The organism is Actinomycetes bacterium (assembly GCA_035506535.1).
Lineage (GTDB): Bacteria > Actinomycetota > Actinomycetes > DATJPE01 > DATJPE01 > DATJPE01.
Genome location: DATJPE010000076.1, coordinates 1 through 17,575, shown reverse-complemented (window position 1 = coordinate 17,575; position 17,575 = coordinate 1). Strand labels below are relative to the sequence as shown.

At 73.4% G+C, this 17,575-nt stretch carries 16 protein-coding genes and 1 rRNA gene; all 17 read left to right on the top strand.

From position 1 onward, the window contains the following. The first annotated feature begins 71 nt into the window (after positions 1-71). Complete coding sequence (locus VMI11_12570) at positions 72-1,046, top strand: YihY/virulence factor BrkB family protein (protein HTY73241.1); 975 nt, start codon at positions 72-74, stop codon at positions 1,044-1,046. A gap of 250 nt (positions 1,047-1,296) precedes the next feature. Beyond that, the gene (infC, locus tag VMI11_12565; protein ID HTY73240.1) at positions 1,297-1,935 is read left to right on the top strand and encodes a translation initiation factor IF-3; all 639 of its coding nucleotides are present in this window, start codon (positions 1,297-1,299) and stop codon (positions 1,933-1,935) included. 54 nt (positions 1,936-1,989) lie between these two features. Next, positions 1,990-2,184 (top strand): 50S ribosomal protein L35, encoded by a 195-nt coding sequence (gene rpmI / locus VMI11_12560; GenBank protein ID HTY73239.1) that lies wholly within the window; start codon positions 1,990-1,992, stop codon positions 2,182-2,184. 60 nt (positions 2,185-2,244) lie between these two features. After that, entirely contained in the window at positions 2,245-2,625 is a 381-nt protein-coding gene (gene rplT, locus VMI11_12555) for a 50S ribosomal protein L20 (GenBank protein ID HTY73238.1), read from the top strand. A 58-nt stretch (positions 2,626-2,683) separates the two neighbouring features. Then, positions 2,684-3,466 (top strand): RNA methyltransferase, encoded by a 783-nt coding sequence (locus VMI11_12550; protein HTY73237.1) that lies wholly within the window; start codon positions 2,684-2,686, stop codon positions 3,464-3,466. An 87-nt stretch (positions 3,467-3,553) separates the two neighbouring features. Then, positions 3,554-4,663 carry a phenylalanine--tRNA ligase subunit alpha gene (pheS, locus tag VMI11_12545; protein HTY73236.1) on the top strand — a complete coding sequence of 370 codons (1,110 nt, stop codon included), beginning with the start codon at positions 3,554-3,556 and terminating at the stop codon, positions 4,661-4,663. After that, entirely contained in the window at positions 4,663-7,191 is a 2,529-nt protein-coding gene (pheT, locus tag VMI11_12540) for a phenylalanine--tRNA ligase subunit beta (protein HTY73235.1), read from the top strand. Before pheS ends, pheT begins: the two co-directional genes overlap by 1 nt. A 253-nt stretch (positions 7,192-7,444) precedes the next feature. Further along, the gene (argC, locus tag VMI11_12535) at positions 7,445-8,458 is read left to right on the top strand and encodes an N-acetyl-gamma-glutamyl-phosphate reductase (GenBank protein HTY73234.1); all 1,014 of its coding nucleotides are present in this window, start codon (positions 7,445-7,447) and stop codon (positions 8,456-8,458) included. Further along, positions 8,455-9,600 (top strand): bifunctional glutamate N-acetyltransferase/amino-acid acetyltransferase ArgJ, encoded by a 1,146-nt coding sequence (argJ, locus tag VMI11_12530; GenBank protein HTY73233.1) that lies wholly within the window; start codon positions 8,455-8,457, stop codon positions 9,598-9,600. Before argC ends, argJ begins: the two co-directional genes overlap by 4 nt. Then, positions 9,597-10,490 (top strand): acetylglutamate kinase, encoded by an 894-nt coding sequence (gene argB, locus VMI11_12525; GenBank protein HTY73232.1) that lies wholly within the window; start codon positions 9,597-9,599, stop codon positions 10,488-10,490. The genes argJ and argB overlap by 4 nt, the downstream gene beginning before the upstream one ends. After that, the gene (locus VMI11_12520; protein ID HTY73231.1) at positions 10,487-11,722 is read left to right on the top strand and encodes an acetylornithine transaminase; all 1,236 of its coding nucleotides are present in this window, start codon (positions 10,487-10,489) and stop codon (positions 11,720-11,722) included. The genes argB and VMI11_12520 overlap by 4 nt, the downstream gene beginning before the upstream one ends. Further along, positions 11,719-12,261: an arginine repressor gene (locus VMI11_12515; GenBank protein HTY73230.1), complete on the top strand. Its 543-nt coding sequence runs from the start codon at positions 11,719-11,721 to the stop codon at positions 12,259-12,261. The genes VMI11_12520 and VMI11_12515 overlap by 4 nt, the downstream gene beginning before the upstream one ends. Beyond that, positions 12,258-13,463 (top strand): argininosuccinate synthase, encoded by a 1,206-nt coding sequence (locus VMI11_12510; protein ID HTY73229.1) that lies wholly within the window; start codon positions 12,258-12,260, stop codon positions 13,461-13,463. The genes VMI11_12515 and VMI11_12510 overlap by 4 nt, the downstream gene beginning before the upstream one ends. Continuing rightward, entirely contained in the window at positions 13,456-14,871 is a 1,416-nt protein-coding gene (gene argH, locus VMI11_12505) for an argininosuccinate lyase (protein ID HTY73228.1), read from the top strand. Before VMI11_12510 ends, argH begins: the two co-directional genes overlap by 8 nt. Further along, positions 14,868-15,488 (top strand): DNA-3-methyladenine glycosylase, encoded by a 621-nt coding sequence (locus VMI11_12500; protein ID HTY73227.1) that lies wholly within the window; start codon positions 14,868-14,870, stop codon positions 15,486-15,488. Before argH ends, VMI11_12500 begins: the two co-directional genes overlap by 4 nt. Continuing rightward, positions 15,485-16,750, top strand: coding sequence for a tyrosine--tRNA ligase (tyrS, locus tag VMI11_12495; protein HTY73226.1), 1,266 nt, complete (start codon positions 15,485-15,487; stop codon positions 16,748-16,750). The genes VMI11_12500 and tyrS overlap by 4 nt, the downstream gene beginning before the upstream one ends. A gap of 429 nt (positions 16,751-17,179) precedes the next feature. After that, positions 17,180-17,575 (top strand): 16S ribosomal RNA (locus VMI11_12490); the annotation flags it as partial.

Genomic DNA, 17,575 nt, shown 5'->3' with positions numbered 1-17,575 from the left:
CAGGCTCCTGCCCCTTGCTTCGCCGCGCACCCCGCCCGCGGATGCACCTCGACGTGACGGCCGGCTGAGCGATGGCGGGCCGAGCGGGGCGGACGCAGCGGCTGCTCGCCGCGCTGGAGCGCACCCAGCAGCGTCTCGACCTCCTGGCCTTCCCGGTCGCGGTGTTCCGCAAGTCCCAGGACGACCGCGCGACCTCGCTGGCCGCGCTCATCGCCTACTACGCCTTCTTCGCGATCTTCCCGCTGCTGCTCGTGCTCGTGACCGTGCTCGGCATCGTGCTGAAGGGCAACGAGGAGCTGCAGCGGCGGATCATCGAGTCGGCGGTCAGCCAGATCCCGGTCGTGGGCAGCCAGCTGGTGGCCAGCGGGGGGAGCGGCATCCAGGGCCACGGCATCGGGCTCGTCGTCGGCATCGTCGGCACCTTCATCGGTGCCCGCGGGATGGCCCGTTCCTTCCGCCGCTCGACGGACACGGTGTGGGCCGTGCCGTGGTACCTCCAGGGACACGGCGTCCGCGGGTTCCTGGCCACCCTGGGGCTGCTGCTGGTCGTCGGCGGCGGGCTGGTCGCGACCAGCGTCATCAGCGGGTACGTCGTCGGCACCATCGACATCGGGGTCTCGGCCCGAACCGGCGGGGCGCTGCTCACCTGCCTGCTCAACGTCGGCGTGTTCGCGGTGTCGTTCCGCCTGTGCGCCTCCCGGGCCGTGCCGTTCCGCTCGCTGTGGGTGGGCGCGGTCCTCGCCGCGGTGAGCTGGACGGTGCTCCAGCTGGTGGGCGGGCTCGTCGTCACCCACGTCATCTCCCGCTCCTCCGACGTCTACGGGACCTTCGCGCTGGTCATCGGGTTGCTGACGTGGCTGTTCGCGGCGGCGTACGCGACGATCATGTCGCTCGAGGTCGACGTCGTCCGGGTCAACCGGCTCTGGCCGCGGACCTTCTTCGTGCGGACCACGCTCACCGAGGCGGACCGGCGGGCGATGGCCTCGTACGTGCACGCGGAGCAACGCCACCCGTCCCAGCGGATCGCGGTCCGCTACGACGCCTGAGCCGCCACCGCGGGGAGGGTTTGGTCGCGGTCCGGGGCTGCCGCTACCCTGGGTGCGACCGACGCGGGCCTCCCGGCCCGTGTCCGCAAGTGGAGGTCCACCTCCCACCCGCCGGCTCGAGCGCCTGTCGCCCGCGTCGTCGGGTCCCGGTCAGGGCTCGCCGCGTGCGCGGCGGGCCCGCACCGACGTGGGCCCCCGCTGCGCCAGGAGCGGGGGCCTTCCCCGTTCCCGGGGCCTCGGCCAGGAGACGATCCTTCGTCAACGAGGAGAACCCATCAGCGCAGAACCCCGCATCAACGACCGCATCCGCGTCCCGGAGGTCCGACTCGTCGGCCCGGAGGGCGAGCAGGTGGGCATCGTCCGCATCGAGGACGCCCTCCGGCTGGCCCAGGAGTCCGACCTGGATCTCGTCGAGGTCGCACCGATGGCCCGGCCCCCGGTCTGCAAGCTCATGGACTACGGCAAGTACAAGTACGAGACCGCCCAGAAGGCCCGTGAGGCTCGCAAGAACCAGGTCAACACGGTCATCAAGGAGATGAAGCTCCGCCCGAAGATCGACCCGCACGACTACGCCACCAAGAAGGGGCACGTCGAGCGGTTCCTCAAGGGGGGAGACAAGGTCAAGATCACGATCATGTTCCGCGGCCGCGAGCAGAGCCGCCCGGAGCTCGGGTTCCGGCTCCTGCAGCGCCTCGCGGAGGACGTCAAGGACCTGGGCTTCGTGGAATCGGCGCCCAAGCAGGACGGCCGCAACATGATCATGGTGCTGGGGCCGCACCGCAAGAAGGCGGAGGCGATGGCGGAGGCCCGCCAGCGGCGGACCGCCCATCACGGCGACGCGGTCGTCGAGGCGCCCGCCGCCGACGAGGAGAGTGCCGCTCAGGCCTGAGCGGAGACGAGGCCAGCGGCCCCCGGGCCGGACAGGGAAAGGACGAACGGCAGCATGCCGAAGAACAAGACGCACAGCGGGACGAAGAAGCGGTTCAAGGTCACCGGCACCGGCCGGCTGCGCCGCGAGCAGGCCAACCGCCGGCACCTCTTCGAGGTCAAGCCGTCCACGCGGACGCGGCGCCTGCACGCGGACGCCGACGTCGCCCCCGGCGACGCGAAGAAGGTCAAGCGCCTGCTCGGCATCTGAGCACCTGGCCAGTCCCGCCCCCAACCGTCAGCCGATGAACGAAGGCAAAGGAGCACTCCCGTGGCACGCGTCAAGAGAGCGGTCAACGCCCACAAGAAGCGCCGGGTGGTGCTCGAGCGCGCCAGTGGCTACCGGGGTCAGCGCTCGCGGCTGTACCGCAAGGCCAAGGAGCAGGTCCAGCACTCCCTCGTCTACGCCTACGCCGACCGCAAGAAGCGCAAGGGCGACTTCCGGCAGCTGTGGATCCAGCGGATCAACGCCGGCGCGCGGGCCAACGGCCTGACGTACAACCGCTTCGTCCAGGGCCTGCGGCTGGCCGGCGTCGAGGTCGACCGCCGCATGCTCGCCGACCTGGCCGTCAACGACACCGCCGCCTTCGCCGCGCTCGTCGAGGTGGCCAGGGCCGCCCTGCCCGCCGACCGCAACGCGCCGGCGGCCTGACCCGGCCGTGCCCGACGCGCCGCCCCCCGCCCGAGCGGTGAGGGCGGCGCGTCGTCTGTTGCGGGGCAAGGGTCGGGCCGAGGCAGGGCAGTTCCTCGCCGAGGGCCCCCAGGCGGTGCGCGAGGCCCTGGCGCCGCCCGTGCGCGCCCGAGCACTGTTCGTCTCGGCGGAGGGCCGGCGACGGCACGCGGATCTCGTCGAGGCGGCCCGCGCGACGGCCGTGGCCGTCCACACCGTCGACGACCCGCTCATGGCCGAGCTGGCCGGGACGGTCACCCCGCAGGGGGTGCTCGCGGTCTGCGACGACGTCGACGTCGCGCTGGCGGAGGTCCTTGGCGGCGGGCCTCGACTGCTCGCGCTCATGGCGCACGTCCGCGACCCCGGCAACGCCGGCACGGTCATCCGCTGCGCCGACGCCGCCGGCGCCGACGGGGTGCTGATCAGCACGGCATCGGTGGACGTGTACAACCCCAAGGCGGTACGCGCCTCCGCCGGCTCGCTGTTCCACCTGCCGGTCGTCCTCGACGTCGCGGTTCCTGACGTCGTCACCGCGCTGCGCGCGGCCGGCTTGCGGGTGCTCGCCGCGGACGGGTCGGGGGCTCGCGACCTCGACGAGGAGGCCGACGCCGGCGGGCTCGACGTACCGACCGCCTGGGTCTTCGGCAACGAGGCGTGGGGGCTGGACGAGGAGGTCGCCGCGGCGTGCGACGCCGTCGTGCGCGTCCCCGTGTACGGCCTCGCGGAGTCGCTCAACCTGGCCAGTGCCGCCGCGATCTGCCTGTACGCCAGCGCCCGCGCCCAGCGCCGCGAAAGCCGGCGGCGCTTCCCCGCCCCGGGCTGAGAGGATGACCAGACCCGCCCAGGCCCCGCAGGTCATGTCAGTCCGCACGTCACGTCAGTCCGCATGTCACGTCGAGGAGAGCCGCCGATGTCCGCGCCGAACCGCACGTACGACCCCGTCGAGGTGACCGCCTTGCATCCCGACGCCGTCGCGCGCGCACGCGGGGAGGCGCTCGCGGCCATCGCCGGGGCGGGGGACCTGGAGGCGCTCAAGGCGGTACGCCTCGCGCACGCCGGCGACCGCAGCCCGCTGGCCCTGGCCAACCGGGAGATCGGGGCGCTGCCGCCGCAGGCCAAGGCCGAGGCGGGCAAGCGGGTCGGCATGGCGCGTGCCGAGGTCAGGAAGGCGCTCGAGGCACGAGAGGCCGAGCTGTCCGCGGAGCGTGACGCCCGGGTACTGGTGGAGGAGGCCGTCGACGTCACCCTGCCCACCGATCGCCGACCCCTCGGCGCCAGGCACCCATTGAGCACGCTGACCGAGCGGGTCTGCGACATCTTCACCGCCATCGGGTACGAGATCGCCGAGGGTCCCGAGCTCGAGGCCGAGTGGTACAACTTCGACGCCCTGAACATCCCGCCGGACCATCCGGCGCGCACCATGCAGGACACCTTCTTCGTCGAGTCCCCGGACTCCGGGCTCGTGCTGCGCACCCACACCTCGCCCGTGCAGATCCGCACGATGCTGACGCAGCAGCCGCCGATCTACGTGCTGTGCCCGGGCCGGGTCTACCGGACCGACGAGCTCGACGCCACGCACACGCCGGTGTTCGGCCAGTTCGAGGGCCTCGCGGTCGACGAGGGCATCACCATGGCCGACCTCAAGGGCACCCTGGACTACTTCGCGTCGGCGCTGTTCGGCGAGGGTCTCGTGACCCGGCTGCGTCCGTCGTACTTCCCCTTCACCGAGCCGAGCGCTGAGGTGGACCTCCAGTGCTTCGTCTGCCGGGGTGCATCGGTCGGTGACCCCGCGAACCCCTGCCGCACCTGCGCGAGCGAGGGCTGGATCGAGTGGGGCGGGTGCGGGGTCGTCAACCCGCGCGTCCTCATCGCCTGCGGCATCGATCCCGACCGCTACAGCGGCTTCGCCTTCGGCATGGGCATCGAGCGATCGCTGATGTTCCGGCACGACGTACGCGACATGCGCGACATGGTCGAGGGCGACATCCGCTTCAGCGTGCAGTTCGGGACGGAGGTCTGATGCGCGCGCCGCTCTCGTGGGTGCGCGAGTTCGCGGACCTGCCCGCCTCCGCCGGCGCACGCGAGGTCGCCGACGCGCTCGTGCGCGCCGGCCTCGAGGTCGAGACGGTGGAGGAGCTCGTCGTCGACGGCCCGCTGGTGCTCGGGCGGGTGCTGGACTTCGTCGAGGAGCCGCAGCGCAACGGCCGGACGATCCGCTGGTGCACGGTCGACGTGGGCGTGCACAACCACGCCGGTGACGCGGGGAGGGGGATCGTCTGCGGGGCCCGCAACTTCGAGACCGGGGCGCTGGTCGTGGTGGCCCTGCCGGGATGCGTGCTGCCCGGCGGGTTTGCCATCAGCGCCCGGCGGACGTACGGCCACGTCTCCGACGGGATGATCTGCTCGGCCAAGGAGCTGGGGCTGGGCGACGACCACACCGGCATCCTCGTGCTGGACCCAGCGGACGTCGCCGACCTGCCGGTCGGAGCCGACGTGGCCGCCGCGCTCGGGCTGCCGGACGCCGTCCTCGACATCGCTGTGACGCCCGACCGGGGCTACTGCCTGTCGATCCGGGGGATCGCGAGGGAGGCGGCGACGGCGTACGGCGTCGCGTTCCACGACCTCCCGACGGAGGCCCCGCCGGCCGCGACGGCGCCAGGGGCGCCCGCCGTGTCGATCGAGGACGGCGCCGACCGGATCGTGCTCCGCGGGATCGACCGCCTCGACCCGGCGGCCAGGAACCCGCTGCGGCTGCGGACGCGCGTCGCCATGGCCGGCATGCGCTCCATCTCGCTGGCCGTCGACGTCACGAACTACGTGATGCTTGAGACCGGACAGCCGTTGCATGCCTTCGACGCCGACCGGCTCCGGGGCGCGATCAGCGTCCGACGTGCTCGGGCCGGGGAGGTGCTGGAGACCCTCGACGGGGAGCGGCGACCGCTGGCCCCCGAGGACCTGGTCATCGCCGACGACTCCGGGCCGGTCGCCCTCGCCGGCGTCATGGGCGGCGCGTCGACCGAGATCGGCCCGTCGAGCCGGCGGATCGTCCTCGAGGCCGCCCACTTCGATGCCGTGGCGATCGCCCGCCAGGCCCGTCGCCACAAGCTGTCCACCGAGGCCTCCCGCCGTTTCGAGCGGGGGGTCGACCACGAGCTCGGCCCCGTGGCGGGCGCGCGCGCCGTGGAGCTGCTGGCCCGCTACGGCGGCGCCGTCGAGGCAGGGGCGCCGTCCGAGGCGGACCAGCGCGAGCCGGTCGCCCCGGTCGAGATCCCCGTCTCGCACCCGTCCCGGGTCGCCGGGACGACCTACCCCGACGACGTCGTCGTCGCGCGTCTGCGCGACGTCGGCTGCGTCGTCGAGGGGCCCGACCAGGGAAGGATCAGGGTGACTCCGCCCTCGTGGCGCCCGGACCTGCGCGACCCCAACGACCTCGCGGAGGAGGTCATCCGACTCGAGGGCTACGAGCGGGTCCCCTCCCGGCTCCCGCTCGTGGCCCCACGCTCCGGGCTCGCCGACGCGGCCCGCCGTCGTGCGTCGTCGCTCGCGCGGGCGCTGGCCCACTCCGGATGGGTGGAGGTCCGCACCTACCCCTTCGTCGGTGAGGCGGTGCTCGACGCCTTCGGCCTGGCACCCGATGACCCGCGGCGGCGGATGGTGCGCCTGGCCAACCCCCTCTCCGACGAGGAGCCGTACCTGCGCACGACCCTGCTCCCCGGCCTGCTGGCCGCGGCCCGGCGCAACCTCGGACGCGGGCTGGTCGACCTGGCCCTGTGGGAGCTCGCGCCGGTCTTCCTGCCCGACGCGTCCTGGCCGGACGTCCAGGCGCCGCGCCCGCCGGTCACCAGGCGCCCGCTGCTGGAGGAGATCCACGCCCTGGAGAGCGCCCTGCCCGCCCAGCCGCAGCACCTCGCCGGCGTGCTCACCGGCGACGTCGAGCGCCCCGGCTGGTGGGGCGGGGGACGGGCCGCCACGTGGGCCGACGCCATCGAGGGCGTGCGCACCGTCGCCCGCGCCCTGCGGGTCGAGGTCGCGACACCGGCGGTGCTCGAGCCGTACGCCCCCTGGCACCCCGGCCGCTGCGCACGGGTCGTCGCGACGGTCCCCGGCACTCACGGCGGACGGGTGATCGGGTACGCGGGGGAGCTGCACCCCCGGGTGCTCGAGGCACTCGACCTCCCGCCGCGGATGGCCGCCTTCGAGCTCGACCTCGACGCGTTGGGCGACCTGGCCCCGGGGCTGGTCGAGGCCCGGCCGGTGCTGACCTACCCCTTGGCCAAGGAGGACGTCGCGGTCGTCGTCGACGAGGCCGTGCCGGCGGCCGCGGTCGAGGACGCGCTGCGCTCCGGGGCCGGGGAGCTGCTCGAGTCGATCCGCCTCTTCGACGTCTACCGCGACGCCGACCGCATCGGTGCGGGGCGCAAGTCGCTGGCGTACGCGCTGCGCTTCCGCGCGCCCGACCGCACGCTGACGGTCGAGGAGACCAACGCCGCGCGCGATGCCGCCGTCGCATCGGCCGCTCGGTCGGTCGGCGCGGTCCAGCGCGCCTGAGCGGGCCCTTGGGCCCTGGGAATCCGGCCGGCCGGACCGGATCCTGGACGGTAGCGGTGTCGCCGGCGTCCGTGCCGCGGGGTGTCACGGGCCGCGAGGAGACCGACGCCGACATCCGTCGCGAGATGGCGCGGACCCGTCACACCTGAGGACCCCTCGGACCGTGGCTGACGCCGCTTCGAACGCCGACCGCGATCCCACGCCCGCGGGGTGGCCGGCGCATGAGTATGCAGGAGCATGTATATTCACGGTCATGGGCGTGACGGTCGCGGTCGCCGGGGCGTCGGGGTACGCCGGCGGCGAGCTGCTGCGGCTGGTGCTGGAGCACCCGCAGCTCGAGCTCGGCCCGGTCAGCGCCGCCAGCAACGCCGGGGCCGCGGTGACCTCCGTCCACCCGCACCTGGCCGCGCTCACCGACCGGACCTTCGAGCCCACCGACCCGGCGCGCCTGGGGGAGGCGGACCTGGTGTTCCTCGCGCTCCCGCACGGGGAGTCCGCCGCGCTGGCCGGGGCGCTGCCCGACGGCACGAGGGTCGTCGACCTCGGCGCCGACTTCCGCCTCGCCGACCCGCAGGCGTGGGCTCGCTACTACAAGGGGCCGCACGCCGGCCAGTGGACGTACGGCCTGCCGGAGCTGCCTGGGCAGCGGGAGCGGGTCGCCGCGTCGAGCCGGGTCGCGAACACCGGTTGCTACGCGGTGGCGACCATCCTCGCCCTGGCCCCGGTGCTCGCGGGCGGGCTCGGCGACCCGGACGACGTCGTGGTCGTCGCCGCGAGCGGCACGACCGGGGCGGGCCGCTCGCCGCAGCCGCACCTGCTCGCGAGCGAGGTGATGGGCGAGGTCTCGACGTACAAGGTCGGAGCCCACCAGCACGTGCCCGAGATCAAGCAGGCGTCGGGTGCGCACTCGCTGTCGTTCACCCCGCTGCTCGCGCCGATGCCGCGGGGGATCCTGGCGACGGTGGCGGTCCGCCCGCTGGGCCGGCTCGCCGCCGCCGACGTACGCGACTGCCTGCTCGAGGCCTACGCCGGCGAGCCGTTCGTCCACGTGCTGCCCGAGGGGCAGCTGCCACGGACGTCGAGCACGTACGGGTCCAACCTCGCGCTGCTGCAGGCGAGCATCGACCTGGACAGCGGCCGCATCCTCGTGAGCAGCGCCATCGACAACCTCGGCAAGGGCGCGGCGGGCCAGGCGGTGCAGTGTGCCAACCTCATGCTGGGCCTGCCGGAGACGGCAGGCCTGTCCCGGGCGGGGGTGGCGCCGTGACGATCGCCCCCGGGTTCCGCGCCGCCGGTGTCGCCGCGGGGATCCGCAGCGGTTCCGGACCCGACGTCGCCCTGGTCGTCAACGACGGTCCCGGCGAGGCCGCGGCCGGCGTGTTCACCCGCAACCGGTTCGCGGCCGCCCCCGTGCTGTGGTCGCGCCAGGTCCTCACCGACGGGCAGCTGCGTGCGGTCGTCCTCAACGCCGGCGGCGCGAACGCGTGCACCGGCCCGGAGGGCTTCCAGGACACCCACGCCACCGCGGAGCACGTGGCACGGCTGCTGGGCTGCGGGGCGGGTGAGGTCGCCGTCTGCTCGACCGGGCTCATCGGGGTACGCCTGCCGCTGCCGCGCCTGCTCGACGGGGTGACGGCCGCGGCGGGGCAGCTGCGCCCGGATGGGGGCGACGACGCGGCTCGCGCCGTCCTCACCACCGACACCGTGCCCAAGCAGGCGGTCCACGACACCGGGACGTGGCGGGTCGCCGGGTTCGCGAAGGGTGCCGGGATGCTGGCGCCGGAGCTGGCCACGATGCTCGTCGTCCTCACGACCGACGCGGTCGCGGACGCCGCCGCCGTCGACGCCGCGCTGCGGTCGGCCACCGGCGTCACCTTCGACCGGCTGGACTCCGACGGGTGCATGTCGACCAACGACACCGTGCTCCTGCTCGCGTCCGGTGCCTCGGGCGTGCCGCCGGGGCCAGGCCAGCTGGCCGGCGCCGTGAGCGCCGTCTGCGCCGATCTCGCGCGCCAGCTGCTCGCCGACGCCGAGGGCGCCACCAAGGACATCCGCGTCGACGTGACCGGCGCCGTCGACGAGGCCGAGGCGCTCCTGGTGGCCCGCACGGTCGCCCGCAGCAACCTGTTCAAGTGCGCGATCCATGGCCAGGACCCCAACTGGGGTCGGGTGCTCTCCGCGGTGGGCACCACCGACGCGGTCTTCGACCCGGCCCGCGTCGACGTCACGATCAACGGCGTCACGGTCGCGCGCGGGGGAGCGGCCGGGGACGACCGTGCCCTGGTCGACCTCTCCGGGCGAGACGTCGTCGTGGGGATCTCCCTCGGTGCCGGCTCGTCCGCTGCGACTGTCTGGACGAGCGACCTCACCGCCGCGTACGTCCACGAGAACTCGGCGTACTCGACATGAGCGCGACCTCCGCCACCACGCGGCATGCCCGTGCGCTGGCCAAGACGTTCGTCCTCACCGAGGCCCTGCCCTGGCTCGAGCGCTTCCACGGCCGCACGGTCGTCGTGAAGTACGGCGGCCACGCGATGACCGAGGACGTCCTGCGGCGGGCCTTCGCCGAGGACGTCGTGTTCCTGCGCCTGGCCGGCATCCGCGTGGTCGTCGTCCACGGCGGCGGGCCGCAGATCACCTCGATGCTGGCGCGCCTCGACGTCCCGAGCGAGTTCCAGGGCGGCCTGCGGGTGACCACGCCCGAGGCGATGGACGTGGTCCGCATGGTCCTCACCGGCCAGGTGCAGCGCGAGATCGTGACCCAGGTCAACCTGCACGGCCCCTATGCGGTCGGGCTGTCCGGTGAGGACGCGCACCTGTTCACCGCCGAACGGCGCGACGCCGTGGTCGACGGTCTGCCGGTCGACGTGGGCCTGGTCGGCGACGTCGTCTCGGTCCAGCCGGACTTCGTGCTCGGCCTGCTCGACGACGGTCTCATCCCGGTGGTGAGCAGCGTCGCCAGGGGCGCCGACGGCGAGGTCTACAACGTCAACGCCGACACCGCCGCGGCTGCCCTGGCGGTGGCGCTCGGGGCGGAGAAGCTCGTGGTGCTGACCGATGTCGAAGGGCTGTTCGCCGAGTGGCCGGCGAGCGACGAGCTGATCCCGCAGCTGTCCGCCGACGAGCTCGAGGCGATGCTGCCGACGCTGTCGGCCGGCATGGTCCCCAAGATGGAGGCCTGCCTGCGCGCGGTCCGCGGTGGCGTGCCGCGGGCGCACGTCCTCGACGGGCGGATGCCGCACGCGCTGCTCCTCGAGGTGTTCACCACCGAGGGCGTCGGAACGATGGTGCTGCCATGAGCAGCACCCAGGGAGATGGTGCTGCCATGAGCAGCGCGCGTACCGAGGAGCTGGCGCAGCGCTGGGCGGCGGTGATGATGCCCAACTACGGCGTCCCGCCCGTCGCGCTCGCGCGTGGCCAGGGCGCCCGCGTGTGGGACGTCGACGGTCGGGAGTACCTCGACCTCTACGCCGGCATCGCCGTCTCGAGCCTCGGGCATGCCCATCCGGCCGTCGTCGCCGCCGTGTCCGGCCAGGTGGCGACCCTGGCCCACACGAGCAACCTCCTCGCGCACGAACCGGGCATCCGGCTGGCGGAGCGGCTCGTCGGGCTGGTCGGGGTCGACGCACGGGTCTTCTTCTGCCAGGACGGGACGGAGGCCAACGAGGCGGCCCTCAAGCTCGCGCGCCGGCACGGCCGGACGCGAGGCCCCGAGCGGACGCGCGTCGTCGCCGCGGAGGGCGCCTTCCACGGGCGCACCCTCGGCTCGCTGTCGATCACCGGCACGGCCGCCAAGCGGGAGCCGTTCGAGCCGCTGCCGGGACCGGTCACCTTCGTCCCCTACGGCGAGGTGTCGGCGCTGGACGCCGCAGTCGACGAGACGGTGGCCGCGGTGTTCCTGGAGACCACGCTCGGCGAGGGTGGCGTGCTGCCGGCGCCGGAGGGCTACCTGGCGGCGGCCCGACGCGCCTGCGACCGGGTGGGCGCCCTGCTGGTCGTCGACGAGGTACAGAGCGGTATCGGACGTACCGGCGAGTGGTTCAGCTGCCTGGCCCAAGGCGTCCGGCCGGACGTCATCACCCTGGCGAAGGGGCTCGCCGGCGGGATGCCGCTCGGTGCCTGCATCGGGCTCGGCGCGGCGGGGCGGCTGTTCCGCCCCGGGGACCACGGGTCGACCTTCGGCGGCAACCCCGTCTCCTGCGCGGCGGCGCTGGCCGTCCTCGACACGATCGAGGCCGAGGACCTGCTCACCCACGTGAAGTCGGTCGGGGAGCGCTGGGCGAGCGCGTTCGAGGGCCTCGACCACCCGATCCTCGCCGGGCAGCGGGGCAGCGGGCTGTGGCGCGGCCTCGTGCTGACCCAGGCTCGCGCGGCGGAGGTCGAGGTGGCGGCGCGCCGCGCCGGGTTCCTCGTCAACGCGGTCCAGCCCGACGTCGTACGACTCGCGCCTCCCCTCATCATCACCGAGGCGGAGGCCGACAGCTTCGTCGACGCGCTGCCGGGCATCCTCGACGCCGCGGTGCCGTCGTGACCGTCGTAGGGACCAAGGCCGCGCGCCATCAGCGCATCATCGAGGTGCTCGGCCGACACCGGGTTCGCTCACAGGCCGACCTCGCCGAGGCGCTCGCCGTCGACGGCTTCTCGGTCACCCAGGCGACGCTGTCGCGCGACCTCGACGAGCTGGGCGCGGTCAAGGTGCGCGACGGCGACGGCGGGCTCGTGTACGTCGTGCCGGAGGAGCCCGGCCTCGCCGGCGGGCCCACGGTCGAAGCCGAGCGGCTGCGACGTCGCTTCGAGGAGCTGCTCGTGAGCGTCGACGCCAGCGCCAACCTCGTGGTCCTGCGCACCCCGCCGGGCGGGGCGATGCTCCTCGCGTCGGCGATCGACCACTCGCTGCTCCCCGGCGTCATCGGCACCGTCGCCGGAGACGACACGATCCTGCTCGTCACCGACGAGACCACCGGGGGCGCGCGGGTCGCCGCCGACATCCTCGCCCTGCTCTCGGGGCAGCCCGCTCCGGCGGCGACCAAGGACCGCACCCATCAACCGACCAGGAGAGGCACCCAGTGACCGAGCGCGTCGTCCTCGCATACTCCGGAGGGCTGGACACCTCCGTCGCCATCGGCTGGATCGCCGAGGCGACCGGGGCCGAGGTGATCGCCGTGGCCGTCGACGTCGGCCAAGGCGGGGAGGACCTCGAGGTGATCCGCGAGCGCGCCCTGGCGTGCGGCGCGGTGGAGGCGGAGGTGGCGGACGCGCGTACCGAGTTCGCCGAGCAGTACTGCCTGCCGGCGCTCGCGGCGAACGCGCTCTACATGGACCGCTATCCGCTCGTCTCGGCGCTGTCCCGTCCCCTCATCGTCAAGCACCTCGTGGCCGCAGCGCGCACCCACGGGGCGTCCGTCGTGTCGCACGGCTGCACGGGCAAGGGCAACGACCAGGTGCGCTTCGAGGTCGGCATCGGCGCGCTCGCCCCCGACCTGACCTGTGTCGCGCCGGTCCGCGACTACGCGATGACGCGGGACAAGGCGATCGAGTGGGCCGAGGAGCACGACCTGCCCATCGAGACCACGAAGAAGTCGCCGTACTCCATCGACCAGAACCTCTGGGGCCGGGCGGTCGAGACCGGCTTCCTGGAGGACATCTGGAACGGCCCGATCGAGGACGTCTACGCCTACACGCAGGACCCGGCGCAGGTGCGTCCGGCCGACGAGGTGGTCATCACCTTCGAGCGTGGGGTCCCCGTCGCCCTCGACGGCGCCGCGGTCACGCCGCTCGCCGCGATCCAGCAGCTCAACACCCGGGCGGGAGCACAGGGTGTGGGTCGGCTCGACCTCGTCGAGGACCGGCTGGTCGGCATCAAGAGCCGCGAGGTGTACGAGGCACCGGGGGCGATCGCGCTCATCACGGCCCACCAGGAGCTGGAGAACGTGACGGTCGAGCGCGACCTCGCGCGCTTCAAGCGGGGCGTCGAGCAGCGCTGGAGCGAGCTGGTCTACGACGGCCTGTGGTTCAGCCCGCTCAAGCGGGCGCTGGACCACTTCGTCGCCGAGGTCCAGGAGCACGTGTCCGGCGACGTGCGCATGACGCTGCAGGGGGGTCGGGCGGTGGTGACCGGACGCCGCAGCGAGGCGTCGCTCTACGACTTCAACCTCGCGACCTACGACACCGGGGACACCTTCGACCAGTCCCTCGCCAAGGGCTTCGTCCAGATCTGGGGGCTCCCGAGCAAGATCGCGGCCCGTCGCGACCTCGGCGGCGGCGTTGCCTGAGGTCCGCCTCTGGGGGGGCCGGTTCGCGTCCGGGCCGGCGGACGCCCTGGCGGCGCTGTCGGTGTCGGTGCACTTCGACTGGCGACTGGCGCCGTACGACCTCGCGGCGTCGCGCGCCCACGCCCGGGTGCTGCACCGGGCCGGGCTCCTCGACCGCGCCGAGCTGGCGAGCATGCTGGACGGGCTCGACCGCCTCGAGGAGGCCGTGGCCGACGGGTCGTTCCGCCCCACTGACGCCGACGAGGACGTCCACACCGCGCTGGAGCGCGGGCTGCTCGAGATCCTCGGCCCGCTCGGCGGTCGGCTGCGGGCCGGTCGCAGCCGCAACGACCAGGTGGCCACCGACCTGCGCCTCTACCTGCGCGACCACGCCCGGCTCGTGGGACGCCAGGTCCTCGCCCTGCAGCGGGCCCTGCTGGAACAGGCAGTGGCGCACGTCGACACGGCCGCCCCGGGGTTCACCCACCTGCAGCACGCCCAACCGGTGAGCTTCGGCCACGAGCTCGCCAAGCACGTCCACGCCCTGGCCCGCGACGTCGACCGACTGCGGGACTGGGATCGCCGGGCGGCGTCCTCGCCGCTGGGCGCCGGGGCGCTCGCGGGGTCGTCGCTACCGCTGGACCCCGAGGCGACCGCGCGCGAGCTCGGCTTCGACGGCGCCGCCGCCAACTCGATCGACGCGGTGAGCGACCGGGACTTCGCCGCCGAGTTCTGCTTCGTCGCGGCCCTGCTCGGGGTGCACCTCTCCCGCCTCGGCGAGGAGGTGTGCCTGTGGACCTCGCGGGAGTTCGGCTGGGCGCGGCTCGACGACGCCTGGTCGACGGGTTCCTCGATCATGCCGCAGAAGAAGAACCCCGACGTGGCCGAGCTCGCGCGGGGGAAGGCCGGCCGCCTGGTGGGCAACCTCACCGGCCTGCTCGTCGCCCTCAAGGGCCTTCCGTTCGGCTACAACCGGGACCTGCAGGAGGACAAGGAGGGCGTCTTCGACAGCGTGGAGACCCTCCTGCTCGTGCTGCCCGCGATGACCGGGATGGTCGCGACGCTGCGCTTCGACACCGAGGTGATGGCGGCGGCCGCCCCGGCCGGGCACGCGCTCGCCACCGACATCGCCGAGTGGCTGGTCCGCCAGGGCGTCGCCTTCCGCGAGGCGCACGAGATCGCCGGCTCGTGCGTGCGGGCCGCGGAGGCGCGCGGCGTGGACGTCGCCGACCTGGATGCCGGGGCGCTCGCCCAGGTGTCCCCCCTGCTCACCCCGGACGTCCGCGAGGTGCTGACCGTGTCGGGCGCGCTGGCCGCGCGCTCGGCGTACGGCGGCACCGCCCCTGACCGGGTGCGCGAGCAGCTGGCCGCCCTGGGGGCCCTGCTGGAGGAGGAGGCCGCCTGGCTCGGAGCACCCCCCGGTCCATGACCGCCGCACCCGTCCTCCCGAGGACGTTCTTCGCTCGCGAGGTGATGACGGTGGCCCGAGACCTGCTCGGGCGCCACCTGGAGCACGACGGCGTCGTCGTACGGCTCACCGAGGTGGAGGCCTACGCCGGACCGGACGACCCGGCCTCGCACGCCTACCGGGGGATCACCCCCCGCAACGCGGTCATGTTCGGGCCCGCGGGGCACCTCTACGTGTACTTCAGCTACGGCATGCACTGGTGCGCGAACGTGGTCTGTGGCCCGGACGGTGCGGCGTCGGCGGTCCTGCTGCGCGCGGGGGAGGTGGTCGAGGGGCTCGCCGTCGCACGCTCGCGCCGGACCACCGCCCGCGGTGACGCCGAGCTCGCCCGCGGTCCCGCCCGGCTGACGGCGGCGCTGGGGATCGGGCGGGAGCACGACGGCGCCGACCTGTGCCGCGACGGCGCCTCGATCACGCTCACCCCGGGGCACCCCGTACCCGACCTCGCGGTCGCCCACGGGCCGCGGGTGGGCGTGGGCGCCGCGGCCGACCGGGAGTGGCGCCTGTGGGTCACGGGGGACCCGACGGTCAGCGCGTACCGGCCGGGCGGGCGCCGTAGGGGAGGATCGGCGCCGTGACCCACGTCCTCGACGACCTCAGATGGCGCGGCCTGCTCGCGATGTCCACCGACGAGCAGGCCCTGCGCACCGCGCTCGACGCAGGCCCGGTGACCTTCTACGTCGGCTTCGACCCCACGGCGCCGAGCCTGCACTTCGGGCATCTGGTCCAGGTGCTCACGGCACGCCGGCTCCAGCTCGCCGGGCACCGGCCGCTCGCGCTGGTGGGGGGCGCCACAGGCCTGATCGGGGACCCCAAGGACACCGGGGAACGCAGCATGAACGACCCCGACGTCGTCGCCGGCTGGGTCGGGCGGCTGCGCGCCCAGATCGAGCCCTTCCTCGAGTTCACGGGGGAGAACGCGGCCGAGATGGTGGACAACCTGGACTGGACGGCCTCCTTGGGGACCATCGAGTTCCTGCGCGACGTCGGCAAGCACTTCAGCGTCAACCGCATGCTCGACCGGGAGGCCGTCGCCGTGCGCCTCGCCACGAGCGGGATCAGCTACACCGAGTTCAGCTACGTCCTGCTGCAGAGCAACGACTACCTCCAGCTCCACCGGCGCTACGGATGCTCACTCCAGCTCGGCGGCAGCGACCAGTGGGGCAACATCACGGCCGGCTGCGAGCTCATCCGTCGCGTGGCGGGCGCCCGGGTCCACGCCCTCGCGACCCCGCTGATGACCAAGGCCGACGGCACCAAGTACGGCAAGACCGAGGGCGGGACGATCTGGCTCGACCCGGCCATGACCACGCCGTACGCGTTCTACCAGTTCTTCGTCACGGTGGAGGACGCGAACGTCGGGTCGCTGCTCCGGGTCTTCAGCTTCCGCGACCGCGAGCAGATCGAGGAGCTCGAGCAGGCCGCGAAGGAGCGCCCGGCGGCGAGGGAGGCCCAGCGTGCCCTGGCCGAGGAGGTCACCACGTTGGTGCACGGGGCCTCCGCCGCGGCGCAGGCCGCAGCCGCGTCTCGAGCCCTGTTCGGACACGGGGACCTCGAGGGCCTCGAGCCGGCAACGCTGGACGCGGCGCTGCGTGAGGCCCCGCACGTCGTGGTGCCCGCCGCCGGCTCACCCAGCGTCGTCGACCTGCTCACCGATGCCGGGCTGGTCGGGTCACGGTCCGCGGCCCGACGCGCCGTGGAGGAGGGCGGCGCCTACGTCAACAACCTGCGCGTCACCGACGCCGAGGCCATCGTCCCCGACGAGGCGTGGCTGTTCGGCCGCTACCTGGTCCTGCGCCGCGGGAAGCGCTCGGTCGGTGGGGCCATCCGCGAGGGCTGAGCCGTTGCGGCGGCGGGGGAAACCAGGCGGGCGCCCCGGGAGATGCTCGGCAGGAAACGCAGTGTCTGCCCTCCTCCGCAGGGGCGTACACTTCTGTCGGTACCCCACCAGGGTGCACCGGACGTGGTCGAAGGACCTGCCCGCGGGGCAATTTGACGCCCCCGAGTGGCCCGGCTAAGTTAGAACGGTTGCCCCGACACCGGCCGAGAGGCCTGTCGTCGGTGCGCGTCCGCTCCTTGAGAACTCAACAGCGTGCCGAAAGTCAATGCCAATCAACCCCGTCCGCGGGGCCGGCGACGGGTCGTTCGACCCGAGGTCGTTCCCGTGGCGGATTCCTTTGGTTTGACAGACGAAACGAACTAGCTCGTCTGCTCAAGCCAGTTTCTTCTCTCTATGGTGGCGACGGGCCCAGCCCGACGCCTATAGACCTATACGGAGAGTTTGATCCTGGCTCAGGACGAACGCTGGCGGCGTGCTTAACACATGCAAGTCGAACGGTGAGGCCCCTTCGGGGGCGGATCAGTGGCGAACGGGTGAGTAACACGTGGGCAACCTGCCCCTAGCTCTGGGATAACCCCGGGAAACCGGGGCTAATACCGGATACGACATCGGGTGGCATCACCCGATGTGGAAAGTTTTTCGGCTAGGGATGGGCCCGCGGCCTATCAGCTTGTTGGTGGGGTGACGGCCTACCAAGGCGACGACGGGTAGCCGGCCTGAGAGGGCGACCGGCCACACTGGGACTGAGACACGGCCCAGACTCCTACGGGAGGCAGCAGTGGGGAATATTGCGCAATGGGCGAAAGCCTGACGCAGCGACGCCGC